This window comes from Methanomicrobiales archaeon HGW-Methanomicrobiales-1 (genome assembly GCA_002839675.1).
GTDB lineage: Archaea > Halobacteriota > Methanomicrobia > Methanomicrobiales > Methanospirillaceae > Methanoregula.
Genome location: PGYM01000001.1, coordinates 1,057,612 through 1,070,738 on the forward strand (window position 1 = coordinate 1,057,612; position 13,127 = coordinate 1,070,738).

Genomic DNA, 13,127 nt, shown 5'->3' on the forward strand with positions numbered 1-13,127 from the left:
CCTGCCCGAAATTATTTGATAAACAATGCCTGGATTTCAGCACGGGGATGCTCCTGCCCGCGGACACGCAGGGACCACCGTTTCGTGGTAATGGATTGGAGGTGTAAGGTACAGAAAAGATCCTGTACTTCCTGTTCGGTAAAAAAATGGGTAATAATCCCCGATCCTTTACGGATCGTTCCCGGTTCTGCTAAAGACCCTTTACCGTATCGAAAATCTTCAACAGAAAATCCTGAAAAATACAGGATGCCGCCTTTTTTCAACATTCCCGTTGCTTCAGCAGCCGCATGTTTGCGATCGCTGCTCACCAGATGCGAAAGAACATGAATCGCGATCACCCCATCAAAAATGCCGGGTGCAAAGGGCAACCAGCGGGCATCGGCTACACAGGTAAATCCATTGGGGTCGGTATCGGTGATGGGTTTACACATCCTGACTGCACAGGGGGAAAAATCAATGGCTGCCACATCCCAGTGGCGCTGGATCATACAAGAGAGGGTCTTGCCATTGCCGCAACCAAGTTCAAGCACCCGGGAACCAGGCGATAAGACCGGCAGGTGATGTACGGTACCACTCCAGAGTGCTCCGCGTTGCAGGTAATCCTTGTCCCAGGCCTCGGAATCTTTTCTCACGATCTCTCCTTACTTACCAATTTAGGACCGGGAAATTTAAAGCCGGTTACTCGCATACCTGGTGGAATCTGTCAGGACCTTAAACGATCTGCAAACGTTATTGGAAATAATTCCCATAAATAAAAGCAAGGTTCAGGATTTGCTTAAAATAGCCGTCATCAGCACGGGTTCTTATTAAAAAAACCAATATCCCTGCTAGGTCTTCAGGTTATTTCTTCACGGGAGAAATATTCTTTTTTTCCGGGAATGTAAATTGCCGCTGAATATTCTTCTATGAAATCTGCCTCAGTAAGAAGATCGATATAAACCATTTTGTCTGCCACTTCCTGTGCGGTGGATCGTTTCTTTTCAGACATGAGTGTTGCATAGGCGCCACTCAGCGAACCATTACCGATTCCCTGGAATGAGGCATTATAAAAATCAGGCAGAATGCCGAACCGGACAACATTTTTTATGTCGCCAAATGTCCCGAATGCCCCGGCAAGGTACACATTTTTTATATCGCAGACCAGAATGCGGTACTTTTTCAGCAGCACTCCAATCGACCCGAGTACTGCTGCTTTCGAGTCCATCAGGTATGCCATATCCTGCCCCGTGATCACAATATCCCTGCCGGTAGCCGTCTTGTCTTTGGGTACAAGCACATATTCAGGACCTTCCAGCCCGGTCCGGACTCCGGGCTTTCCGTCAACCAACTTTCCGGTAAAGTCAAGAATTCCCGCACGTACCATCGCGGCAGCAGCATCAATGATACCAGAACCGCAAATCCCCCGGGGGGGTGCATCTCCAACGGTAGTCCAGGATACTGTGAAGTTTTTGGGATCGATACTGACAGATTCGATTGCGCCAAGCATGGCCCGCATACCGGAGCTGACCCCGGCACCTTCAAAGGCAGGACCGGATGCGCAGGAAACGGAGGCCAGCCAGTCGGAATTTCCCAGGATTACTTCACCGTTCGTCCCAAGATCGATGAGAAGCGAGAGATCTTTTGAGGAATGCATTCCCGAAGCCAATACATCTCCTACGGCATCGCCCCCAACAAAGCGGCTGACATTGGGCAGGCAGTATACATATGCCCCGGGATTTACCCCAATCCCAAGCTGCCGGGCAGGGATCAGGATCGGTTTCCGGGAGACCGGGATGTTGGCTAGCTCAAGGTCATGGCAGTCTTTTCCAACAAGAAGGTATTCCATCACGGTATTTCCACTGATACAGATGTCGTTGATATGGGACGGGTCCACGACTGCAGAAGGGGTCAACTGGCTGATAACATCATTGATACTTTCCACCGCAAGGCGCTGGAGCGTTGCCATGCCTTCAGGTTTTCTTGCTGCATGGATACGGGTCAGGAGCTCCTCACCGAGCGTGATCTGCCGGTTGAGAGAAGAGGCCTGTGCCCGGATACTTCCGTCGGAATGATTTACGAGCACCCCCACAACGGTTGTAGTTCCGAGGTCCAGGGCAAGACCATAGTTCTGTTCCCGGGTATCGCCGTCTTCTATTGCGATAACTTCCGGGTAATTACGGGAGCGGGTAATGGTGACCGTAACCATTGCTTTTACAGTAAGCAGGCGATCGTGCTGCTCTTTTGTCATGTGCGGGCGGGTTCCGGCATACCCTTCAAGGCGCAGCGAGCGGGACGAAGCGGAGTGACCGGCATCATGTTCCGGCATTAACCGGTATTTTGCGACAAGAGGAGAAAGTTCGGGATTGTCGCTTATGCTGTTCATGAGGATCTGGGGAGAAAAGATCCTGCTTTCCACGGGAATGATAAACTCGCAATCTGCCAGGACATGTGTGTGGCAGGCCCGACAATAGTTGTTCTTTATCTCTTCTGGAGTAAGCCCGTGAAGACTCAGCGGTGAACCGGCATCGCTTGAGCCTTTCACAAAGATAACTTTGCACTTATTGCATTCCCCGTTTCCGCCACAGATGCTTTCGAACAGGATTGCTGCTTTACGGATTGCATCAAGTACGGTCGTGCCCTTTGGTACGGAAACCTGCTTGTTCACCGGAGAGAACGAGACGGTAACCTGCTCAGTCATGGAAAGCCTCGGAGAAAAGATAGGGAAAAAATGGAAATTGATAATGAATCATACAAGCCGACCGGGAATTATTTTCGACCGTGATGTTCAATTCATTACTCCTTGTGCCAGCGTTCGCGGATATACAAGGCGATACCGGATGAATCCTTGGGCCCTACCAGGATTTTCCAGCCGGTTGCCTCTTCGGTTTCCCCACTGAGGCGGGCGGATAATCCGGGAATGATCAGCGTTTTGTGATCCACGAGGTCAGCTACCCCATATTCCTTTATGGACGATGCGATTGCATCTGCGGTAAAATACCGTCCTGCAACAGCACTTTCCACGCTCAGGCCACCAGTATCGGTTACGATGAGGTAACAGTCAAGGTTTGCTGCCTTGATATCGGATTCCACGGTGAAATAGGTGAGAGCATAATTTGTCGTGATAAGGACCGGGGAATCACGGCCGGGCCTGCCGAATGTTTTTACACCGGCTTCGACAGACACCGGTTTCCGGGGATCGGAGTAAATATTGAACCGCCAGATAAGCTGCGGGAGCAGCACCCAGCCATCAAGGCTATGCATGATGAGCAGGTCAGCATACCGGGTCAGGAGCATCGATGCCGTGGTGGCTTCCCGCCATTTTAAGACATCTTCGGATAACTCCCCACCGGTCCAGACCGTGAGCGGAACCCCGATAAGCGGAAAACCGGACAGTTCATCGAAATTCCTGCAGGCCTGTGTCCTGATGGCAGTAAAGGTACTGATCGTTTCAGCCAATCCGGCTTCTGCTACTGTCCCCGGGTCAAGAACAAGATCGGTGATACCATATGCAAGTAAGGTCCTTACCAGCGAACGAAGCAACGGGATATCATGGGGGGCAAAGACGGCAAGCGGAGCATGACAGGCCAGGGCAAGGTCAGCCATCTGTTTCCAGTTCTTCTCGGTCGCCGCATAGATGAGCGGGCGCTGTTCTTTCACTTCAGACAGGCCGGCTTCCATGACAACCGGATCGAGAGTGCAGAGAATCAGGGGCAGGTCGGTTGCGTCTGCCACCCGTTTCACGGTTGCCTTAAAGATTGCAGGATCGTTTGAACAGGAACGGATGGCAATCGCATTGAGTTTTAGGGTTCTTCCGATATAATTGTAGGAAAAACCGCTGATCTGGCGGACCCGGGCAACCAGTTCATCATCGGTCATGAGATCATTGACATCGATTGCGACCGGGGTCGGGTTGTGATAGGTAAACTCGTGCCGCTGGAGCACATATTTCCCACCGGTAATGGCAGCCGATGCTCCGGTACCGATGGTTACCTGGCGCACCGGGGGTGCCATAAGATGCGAAAGAGACTCGTGCTCCTTGCTATATTCAATCGTATGAAGCGGAGGGCATGCAGAGAGCATCAGTTCGCCATTGACTACCCGCGTGGCAAATGCCATGCAGTTGGATTCCCCGCATTCCTTGCAGTTTGTCCGGGGGAGCAGGGTATAGACATCTATGGGGCTGATCTCCCGTATGCTTTTTTTAGCCTTTTTTTGGGGCAGGGTACCGGGGCTGCTCATATTCTCACGCTCACCCAGTCATGGATCTGTTCAACCGGAGGATTTTCCTTTGTTTCGAGACGGTGAATTACGTCTTTGAGCGTGAGGACTGCTGCCGGGTGCATCATGAGGAACAGGTCAATACCGGCAAGGAGCAGGGTAAGGGCATTGACCGTTTCCCAGATCGGACCCCGTAGTTCACGCGGCCCGTATTCCGGGGGCATCTTCATCCAGGCTTCCCGGGCAGCCCAGGCATTGGTTGCAGCCGATATCACCGGGTGTGCCAGTTCCAAATCCCCCATGAGGGCCGCATACCGGGCACGCTCATGAATCGTAAACGAGTACTCCAGCCCGTACCCCAGCGCCACGGTTGTCAGGTCCATGACGATCTGTTCTGGGGGAATGAACTCATACAGCCTCCGGTTCAGTTCCTTTGCGCTATTCAGTTCAAGACCGGTGAATGCGAGAAGCACATGGTCATGATCGCGGGCTGCGGTAGCAACGCTCTCCAGTGTTTTTGCTTCGGCCATATCAAGCGTAACAGAGTTCAGCAGCAGGCGCTCCCCATGAGCCATCTCGGCTACCGCGGTAAAAACAGCAGCATCTTTCTTCGGATCGCCGCAGCCTCCGACCATGATAGGGACATCTACAGCCTGCAACACGTCCTCAACGGTCTTTACCGCCTGCTTTACACTGGCATCCTTGAGAAGAGGATCCGTGCTCATCAGGTGGATGGTGATCATGTCCGCCCCGAATTTTTTCACATTCATCCGCGCCCATTCAGCGGGATCTTCCATCACCTCTTTCACATTCTCGCGAAGGACCATGGGCAGGGAGACGGTCATATCAAAGACATCGAGCGAGAAGACCGGGGCATGGGCCGGTGGATGTAACCGGTCTGCATACGCAGGAGTTGTTGCACCGCCGATGGTGAGGGTCTTGCTCCGGCTGCCGCCCTGTGATTTTGTTGCCCCGAGGGTTACTTCCCGGATCTTTCCCGGGAATTCTGTTATGTGGGGTACATAGGATTCACGGATCAGTTCCGTGGGTTTTTGCATTAAGACGGGTGTGACCTGAGGCTGGGTGAGCAAAGGAGCTAATGCTGATGAGGGGATGAAAAACTCAAGATCGCCGATCTCCAGCATCACATTCTGCAACTCAACCTGCTGTACACCTTTCAGCAGTTCGAGAAGCTGGGGGGCTAACGAGAGCAACTGTTCGCTGTTTATGCCGGAATTATTTTTTTGCGCCACCATTCACCTCCCCTTCGGTGCCGGGGGTTTGACCGGCAGGATGATCACTTTTTCCGCAGTAATCTTTGCATTTTTTAAGATAACCCGGAATCCACCAACCGTCATAGGAATATCCCCGGCAGAAAATACGGTGGGAATATCCGGAGATCCCGCAGCGGTTTCTTTTTCTGCAACCCAGCGCTGGATCACCGGATGATGATGGTCTTCTAAAAATACCCTGAGGTCTGCAACCGACATGGCATCCTTTTCCGTGGCAATGGCTTCATAGACACCTGACGGAATGAACTCCTTCAGGCGTTCCTTGATCTCTGAGGGCATCCATACCACACGGTTGTACCCGCCATCCGCGTGCAGGAATCTTGTTGACCGCATGTATTCGATCGAGAGACCGTGGAAACCCTCCACCTGACGCCCGCCGGCCGTTGAATCAGCCATGGTCGAGAAGGCAAGGCCGTTTACCGTAACCTGACGGAACCCGCGGTGGACAATCCCGAACCCGTCCACTTCGGGGATATAGAATGCAATGCCTTCAAAACAACCACAGGAAGTATGGGGATACCCGAATGCCGAGTAGAGGTAGACCCGGCTCACTTCACCCATAGATCGCTTTTTTGCACTCTCATTTATGCCGGTATACTCGCCATTCTCGCGGTCGAGGCACTCGCCTTTCTCGATTGCAAAGATCGGGCCTTTGGGATCAACTCCCGCTGCTGCCCTGCCGTCAAACCAGCTGATTGCACCGCAGTTGGCATAGCGCTGCGGGGTGATGACACAGACATGCGTAGGGGCAAAGGACTGGCATAGTGCACACCCGTAGAACGTATCCACGTCATCATCGGAAAGCCCGCGTGCCCGTGCATCCCGGGCTTCATAGACTCCAAGGGCTTCTGCATAGAGCGGCCGGATTTTTTCCTTGTCGGTGATGAATGTTATCTGGACCTTTTCTAAAATGGGCAGTTCGTTCCGGAACAGCTCGTGCATGACCTTTCCGATAAAGGTAAAGGAGTTCAGTCCTTTGGCATAGGCCTTTTTTGAGAGCCGGATCCAGATATCATACCGCTGGTTGAGGTGCATGAATCCCGCGATATAGTTCGAGTATTCATGTATCCGCCGTTCAACGACTCCTTCAAGATCCGTTTCGATACGGGCACCGGCAACTTCGACAAGGATGCCAATCGGGTAATGCAAACCCGGTTCCATGGCGCTCAGATCCGGGCCGATAATCCGGATCTCACCGTCAGTGACCTGTTCCATAGGCCGGACCCGGACAATCTCGAATTTTTCCGGCTCGGCTGGCCCTCCCAGTTCCACCTGCATATCGTTCTTGCGGATACGTTCCCCTTCATGGACAAGACCGACTTCTACGGGAATATTGTCAAACATGCGTTTCAGTCCCCCAGGTTTGCAACAATGGATGTGAGGTTTGCCGCCCAGTCCTTGATCGTGCTGTTCGGGAATGACCAGCTCGCATTGGGCTGGTACACGCAATCGAGGGTCATGGTCTTGACGTGGGGGGCAAAATGCTTGAGACCCGAAAGAATGGTCCATTCCATGTAATACGGGAGACCGACAAAGATTGCCAGGTCATAGGATTCCTTCCCGTCAAGGCCTCTCCACTGGGAGTCCGTGAGACGGTTGGCGATATCAACGGCAGGCATCAGGGCAGCGGGAGAGAAACCTCGGTTGAGAAATTCCCGGTTCGTACTTGCCGTAACAACAACCGGAATTTTTCCTCTTTTTGATAGTTCGATAAGGCAGTCAATCAGTTTCCTGCCTTCAACTTCATATTCGAGAATGCCGTGACCAACGATCATGATGGGGCGTTTGGCCCTCCGGATCATGGCATCAGCGATATCCGGCTTGATGATCAGGGAAGCCTTTTTCGGCCCGGGGATCTCAGCGGTCTGCCATGAGTCAGTCTTCGACATGATTATCCGTCCCTCGGTTTATGGATCATTCGTTTCAGGAGCGTGGGGTCCGGGATCGGGTGTTCCTTCCAGTTATGATCATGGAGGTGGGTAACGATCTCATCTTTCATGGTCAGGGGCACATCAGCAAGGGTCCTGACCAGCTGGTGGACATCGGGGGGCATACCGCCAATGAGCCGCTTGTGGAGGTCAACATAATTTGCCAGCTTGTTTGCCCGACCCTTGCTGGTATCGTTGGGGCGCATGGTCAGCTTGGCAATTATTACCATCGCCTCTTCCTTTGTTTCTGCGGCAAAAAAGAGGTGTTCCGGTACCGGCCCCCCATACACTTTTTTCCCGGTCCGGGCATCGTACACGTACCAGTCTTCTTCCTTATCCGCACGGCCGAGCAGCATGCGCCGGTACTTGGTGCCATGCGGCCCGACAACTACCGGAATGCCGAGACGCCAGAAACCGGCGGCAATTGCTGCTGCTTTCTGGGACATCGCACCCCAGGCAACACCGACTGCGCCGACCCGGTTGTACACGTAATCGGCAATCTCTTCGTAGTTGCCCCGCAGCGGGCGCTTTGCAAAGATGCTGGCAATCTTGATGGCGGCGCCGGCAATATGGGCATTGGATACACAGGAGCCAACGTTTACGATACCGCCGGCTTCAAAGGCACCGGAGTAAAGTTCGTACGCGGTCTTCCCGTCTTCATTCCGGTACATTCCCGCAGACATAGCAGAACAACCGGAGGTGCAGACTATATACCGGCGTTTTGCAAACTCCATGCACATCTCAGCTACTTCACGCGAGCCCTTCGGGTAGTTGGCGCATCCGACAAACGCGACTACACCCGGGATCTCTCCAAGGACAATCGGGCCACCCACTTTCCGGATCTCAACATCCTGGATGGCTCCCCGACCGGTCCGGATACAATAGGTTTCCTCCCGGGTCTTTTTCTCAGCAGCTGCAACAATCAGGCTGTGGACCGGTATCTTCTGCGTGCAGGCAGATTCGCATCGCCCACAGCCAATACAATCATCGTAAATCTCATCGAGACCGGACAAATTGCCCTGCGCTGCGGCCTTGATTGCGGCAGGCAGGGGTAGATCATTGGGGCAGGCGCGCCGGCAGAGGACACACTGGGTGCATTTTTTTGCCAGTGCAATAATGGCATCAGTTCCTTCTGGCAGGGTTTTGTGCTTTTTTCTTAACGGAGCGATTGCAACTGAGGTCCGAACTGCCACTTCCCCGACTTTGACGGGATCGAGAATGAGCGCCCCGTTCATCTTTCCGGTCACAAAATCATGGACAATTTCATCGACCGGATCGTTGGTTCGGTCAGGAAGCCCGAGACAGTTCTTTTCGCTGGTCGCAATCAGGGGGGCATGAATATGTGCAGATTCCTGCAGGGTATCGGCGCGAACGCATTGCTCATCGATCACCACTACATCGGGAATGCCGCTCCGGATGTACCGGAGCTGCCAGGAGATGGGGCCGATGATCTTTGCCCGTGCAGAGTACCGGGTTATGTCAAGTGCAGTACAGCAGATACCGGTGACTTCTACATCAGAACTAAGGTCATTTTTCTGGAGATAATCGATAATCTCGGTCGATGGCGGAACATTATGACCGATGACAAGAATTACCGGTTTGCTGGTATCCACCGTTCCGAGGCCAAGGTCTGCCAGGGCTGATTCAGGATCAGCCTTGGGAAAACCGAGAGCCGATATCTGTGCAATATCGGCAACTTCCATCCCGAGCTGGTCGATCATGCCGGCATGCAGCACTTTGGATTCAAAATCAAGGTTATTTCCTTCCTGCCCGACATGGGTGACCGAGAGGAGCTGGGTGACCTGGTTTTCACAATAGTCCAGCACGGGTTCAAGGTCACCGAGAGTAACCGGTTTTATACCGCAGACTAGCCGGGTTACCGGGGCTTCCACTTCAACACCCGTCTCCCCCACATTTATCGGAAAATCGCGGCCGTATTTTTCGATCAAATGATCAAGAAGATGCCGGGCATGACCAATATGAGTGGCCGCACCGATGCAGGCAGAGATTAATACAGTCCTTGACTGCTGGGCGGGCATGGTAATACCGCATGCTCCGCGTTTGGTGCCGGTAAGATCGCACTTGCCGTACGTGCAGAGGCAGCAGAGATCGCAGAATGGCAGGTAAAAGGGTTTGTACCGGTTGAGAAGGGTGAGATCCCAGTTCCGGAGAGTGGTGAGCGAAGGAAATGGCGTCGGGCCCATCGGTTCATCCCATTTCTCCTCATTAATGGCGCCAATCGTGAGGCTGATATCGCGAAGCTGTGCGATATCAGAATTCAACTCTTTGATCTTGATATTGACGCCTTTCCTGTTCATTATTCACCCACGAAAAATTCACACATACATTGAAGAATAGCCCACATAAGGTTATCGAAGTGGGCAGTGGCAGTTCATTTTCTTTTAGCGAGAATTGCCAAAGAGGAATTGCGATGGTTTTTAAACCTTTTTTCAGATCAATGGATATCAACATCTTCCATTGTCTGGAAATTCATCTTCAGCAGCATGGAGGGAGCTCTTTTCTCGCACTGATAAAAGGGCAGTACTTTTCTTTCCGGTCCGCCAGTTACGGAATGGTAAGAACGTGATCCATAATTTCTGAAACCGAGCGATAAGCAACAGAAGTATCCGGGATATCAAGAAGCGATTCCCCGGCAAGGACATGAGCTGCTACCTCGTCATCAAAAGCGATGTTGCCCGGGTAGGGTAGATTGGTTTCTTCTGATACACGGGCAGATACATCGGGAGGGAACGCATATCCGCCTATGACATAGAAACGATTGAAACTGATGCCGACTTCCCCGATTACCCGGTAGGCCCGCCTTACATGGGCAAACGATTTTGCTGAGGGACCCATGACATCAAAGATGATATCGACATTGCTTGCAATCTTCCGGTTGAGATGTTCCAGTCCTCCGGGAGAATCGATTAGGATATACTGGTAATTTTTTGTTATTGCAAGGAGCGCATTTTTGAGCGCCGCATCTGGAAGGCAGTAACAACCCTCCACCCATTTTGTACCGACAGCGAACAGGTCAAATTGATCCCCTTCGTACAATCCCTGTTCCCAGATCTGGTTTTCTATCCGGTGCGAAGGTGCAATACCGACGGTCGTGCCCCCTCGCGCAATGAACGTATCCGACAGGAGTTCTGCGATTGTCTTCTTACCGGCCGCTTCGAGATCTACTCCCACCATCTCAGCAAGGTTCTGGTCCGGGTCGGCATCCACAAGGAGCAGGGGCGTTGCTTTTTTTTCTATGAAGTATTTTGCCATCAGGGCGACAAAACTGCTCTTTCCGGTCCCCCCGCGTCCCATCGTGACTATCGTTTTCATCCGTTGTTCCTCTTAAGCCAGATAACAATCACGGAATTATCCATGATTCATACTCACCATGGTTTTTGCAAGATTACCAATTGCCTGGAGTGCGGCAGAATTGTCATACCCGATGGGCTCTCCGGTCATTCCTGCATCAGCTACAAGCTTGTCAAACGGGATCAGGGCAAGTACCTCAATGCCATTTTTTTCTGCAAATGTCCATACGGCCGCCTCCTGCCGGGCATCCGCAATCCGGTTTCCAATAATACAGACCTTTTTAATCGCTGAATTCCGGGCAAGCCTGCAGATAGTTCCGGCAATTTCAAGCGACTTCCGGTTCGCGTCTGCGATCACGAGCAGGACATCGACATGCTCTGCCGTACCTCTCCCGAGATGCTCAATACCCGCTTCCATATCAAGAATCACTACTTCATTACGCTCCACTACCAGGTGGCGCAACAGGGCTTTTACCAGCGAATTTGCCGGGCAGGTACATCCCGCTCCCATCGCACGGACAGTTCCCATCACCATGAGCGCAGGACCGGCGGGAGTTCGAACCGAGTATTTTTCTATAATATCATCGACCGAGAACGTGAGGCGGAATACCCCGGAGAATTCTGTGCTGGTCTTGAGCTTGATCAATTGTTCATTTTCTGCAATGGGAACAATACGGGATGTCTCTTCAGGAGTGAGCCCCAGGGTCATGGCAAGATTGGGGGAGGGATCGGTATCGATTGCAAGAACAGAATGACCATGCCGGGCAAAATACGAGGCCAGGCTTCCCGCAATAAAGGTCTTGCCAACACCCCCTTTTCCGGAAATCGCGATTTTCATGATTCTCTGTCTCCCTAACCATACTGGTGCCTTGGCGTCAAATATAAATTATGTTTAAGGAATTTGCACCCATTATTTTTTACACACGGGTAACATTACGATTTTTATCATTCGTGTATCAACCTGTGCAAAATAAGAATGAAAACGTTCCATAATGATGAGTAATCAATCAATAGTATAAAATTTCAATAAAAGAAGGTTTCATCAATGCTTGATATCAGGTTCGTTAGGGCAAATCCGGATGCGATCAAAGCCGATCTCAAAAAACGCAACGACATGGAGAAACTTCCGTGGGTTGACGAACTGCTCAAAAAAGATGCCCGGTCGCGTGAACTCAAGGGAGAGACCGATGTGCTGCGCCAGCGACGCAATACCATTGCCCGCGAGATCAATGCCGCACGAAAAGCCGGCCAGGATGCAACGGTCCTGATGGCAGAAGCTGCAGCTCTTCCCCAGAAGATCAAGGACTGCGATGCCGAACAGGAAGAGAACGCGACAACGATCCGTTCGTACCTGATGCGCCTTCCCAATATCCTGCATGAAAGTGTACCTGTCGGGAAAGATGATACTGAAAATGTCGAGATAAAGCGGGTTGGGACCCCCCGTACTTTTGACTTTGAGATCCGGAACCACGGCCAGCTTGCCGCTGACATGGGCTGGGCGGATTTCGAGCGGGCAACAAAAACATCGGGTGCTGGCTTTTATTTCTTGAAAGGCAGTCTTGTCCTGCTCGATATGGCACTCCAGCGCTATGCCATTGACCTGCTGGCACAGAAAGGATACATCCCGGTCATTCCCCCCTACATGATCAACCGCTCTTCCTACGAAGGCGTCACGGATCTCGGGGATTTTGAGAAGGTGATGTACAAGATTGACGGCAATGATGCCTATCTCATTGCCACCAGCGAGCACCCTATCGGTGCCATGTACCAGGATGAGATCTTTGAGGAAAAAGATCTCCCGTTGCGGCTCGCCGGCATCTCCCCGTGTTTCCGGCGCGAGATCGGTGCGCACGGTCTTGATACCAAAGGCCTGTTCCGGGTCCACCAGTTTACCAAAGTGGAGCAGTTTGTTTTCTGCAAATCTGAAGATTCATGGAAGATCCATGAAGAACTGCTTGCCAATGCAGAGGAAATTTACCTGAACCTGGGACTTCCGTATCATGTTGTCAATATATGCACTGGCGATATCGGTACAGTTGCAGCCAAAAAATATGACATTGAGGTCTGGATGCCCCGGGAAAATGCCTACAAAGAGGTAGTCTCCTGTTCAAACTGCACTTCGTACCAGGCAGTACGCCTTAATATCAAGGTCCGTGACAAGAGCGAATTTGAGATTAAATATCATATACACACGCTCAATTCAACAGCAATTGCCACTTCGCGCGTCATGCGTGCAATTCTTGAGAATTACCAGGAGCCCGATGGGCGTGTCATGATCCCGCCGGTACTACGTCCCTATATGAATGACCAGGAATATCTCTGATTTTTCTCTCAAAAAGTCATTTTTTTGCAAATCCTTATTTTATGAGGATAACCTAGATAATAGTACGAAGGGGTTG

Annotated in this window: 10 protein-coding genes; 1 reads left to right on the forward strand and 9 read right to left on the reverse strand. The window is 51.8% G+C overall.

The window, feature by feature from the left end; translation table 11 throughout:
• Window positions 1-11: 11 nt before the first annotated feature.
• From CVV30_05245 to CVV30_05285, 9 genes are all read right to left on the reverse strand, one after another.
• Window positions 12-635 (reverse strand): class I SAM-dependent methyltransferase, encoded by a 624-nt coding sequence (locus CVV30_05245; protein ID PKL70753.1) that lies wholly within the window; start codon window positions 633-635, stop codon window positions 12-14.
• Between the two features lie 200 nt (window positions 636-835).
• Complete coding sequence (locus CVV30_05250) at window positions 836-2,677, reverse strand: ferredoxin (GenBank protein ID PKL70754.1); 1,842 nt, start codon at window positions 2,675-2,677, stop codon at window positions 836-838.
• 95 nt (window positions 2,678-2,772) lie between these two features.
• Window positions 2,773-4,218: an acetyl-CoA synthase gene (locus CVV30_05255; protein ID PKL70755.1), complete on the reverse strand. Its 1,446-nt coding sequence runs from the start codon at window positions 4,216-4,218 to the stop codon at window positions 2,773-2,775.
• Window positions 4,215-5,453: a CO dehydrogenase/acetyl-CoA synthase subunit delta gene (gene cdhD, locus CVV30_05260; protein ID PKL70756.1), complete on the reverse strand. Its 1,239-nt coding sequence runs from the start codon at window positions 5,451-5,453 to the stop codon at window positions 4,215-4,217. Before cdhD ends, CVV30_05255 begins: the two co-directional genes overlap by 4 nt.
• Complete coding sequence (cdhC, locus tag CVV30_05265) at window positions 5,454-6,833, reverse strand: CO dehydrogenase/CO-methylating acetyl-CoA synthase complex subunit beta (protein PKL70757.1); 1,380 nt, start codon at window positions 6,831-6,833, stop codon at window positions 5,454-5,456. It lies immediately after the preceding gene.
• A gap of 5 nt (window positions 6,834-6,838) precedes the next feature.
• Window positions 6,839-7,378 carry a CO dehydrogenase/acetyl-CoA synthase complex subunit epsilon gene (gene cdhB, locus CVV30_05270; protein PKL70758.1) on the reverse strand — a complete coding sequence of 180 codons (540 nt, stop codon included), beginning with the start codon at window positions 7,376-7,378 and terminating at the stop codon, window positions 6,839-6,841.
• Window positions 7,379-7,380: 2 nt separating this feature from the next.
• Window positions 7,381-9,735 carry a CO dehydrogenase/acetyl-CoA synthase complex subunit epsilon gene (gene cdhA, locus CVV30_05275; protein PKL70759.1) on the reverse strand — a complete coding sequence of 785 codons (2,355 nt, stop codon included), beginning with the start codon at window positions 9,733-9,735 and terminating at the stop codon, window positions 7,381-7,383.
• A gap of 247 nt (window positions 9,736-9,982) precedes the next feature.
• Window positions 9,983-10,750: a cobalamin biosynthesis protein gene (locus CVV30_05280; protein PKL70760.1), complete on the reverse strand. Its 768-nt coding sequence runs from the start codon at window positions 10,748-10,750 to the stop codon at window positions 9,983-9,985.
• A 36-nt stretch (window positions 10,751-10,786) separates the two neighbouring features.
• Window positions 10,787-11,566 carry a cobyrinic acid a,c-diamide synthase gene (locus CVV30_05285; GenBank protein ID PKL70761.1) on the reverse strand — a complete coding sequence of 260 codons (780 nt, stop codon included), beginning with the start codon at window positions 11,564-11,566 and terminating at the stop codon, window positions 10,787-10,789.
• Between the two features lie 207 nt (window positions 11,567-11,773).
• On the opposite strand from CVV30_05285, the gene CVV30_05290 reads away from it, so the two are divergent.
• Window positions 11,774-13,051 (forward strand): serine--tRNA ligase, encoded by a 1,278-nt coding sequence (locus CVV30_05290; GenBank protein PKL70762.1) that lies wholly within the window; start codon window positions 11,774-11,776, stop codon window positions 13,049-13,051.
• Window positions 13,052-13,127: the final 76 nt, after the last annotated feature.

What these genes read in the sequence shown, in the direction of transcription:
- CVV30_05250 (PKL70754.1), bottom strand. Translation starts at nt 2,677, where the DNA reads ATGACTGAGCAGGTTACCGTCTCGTTCTCTCCGGTGAACAAGCAGGTT.
- CVV30_05255 (PKL70755.1), bottom strand. Translation starts at nt 4,218, where the DNA reads ATGAGCAGCCCCGGTACCCTGCCCCAAAAAAAGGCTAAAAAAAGCATA.
- cdhD (PKL70756.1), bottom strand. Translation starts at nt 5,453, where the DNA reads ATGGTGGCGCAAAAAAATAATTCCGGCATAAACAGCGAACAGTTGCTC.
- cdhC (PKL70757.1), bottom strand. Translation starts at nt 6,833, where the DNA reads ATGTTTGACAATATTCCCGTAGAAGTCGGTCTTGTCCATGAAGGGGAA.
- cdhB (PKL70758.1), bottom strand. Translation starts at nt 7,378, where the DNA reads ATGTCGAAGACTGACTCATGGCAGACCGCTGAGATCCCCGGGCCGAAA.
- cdhA (PKL70759.1), bottom strand. Translation starts at nt 9,735, where the DNA reads ATGAACAGGAAAGGCGTCAATATCAAGATCAAAGAGTTGAATTCTGAT.
- CVV30_05280 (PKL70760.1), bottom strand. Translation starts at nt 10,750, where the DNA reads ATGAAAACGATAGTCACGATGGGACGCGGGGGGACCGGAAAGAGCAGT.
- CVV30_05285 (PKL70761.1), bottom strand. Translation starts at nt 11,566, where the DNA reads ATGAAAATCGCGATTTCCGGAAAAGGGGGTGTTGGCAAGACCTTTATT.
- CVV30_05290 (PKL70762.1), top strand. Translation starts at nt 11,774, where the DNA reads ATGCTTGATATCAGGTTCGTTAGGGCAAATCCGGATGCGATCAAAGCC.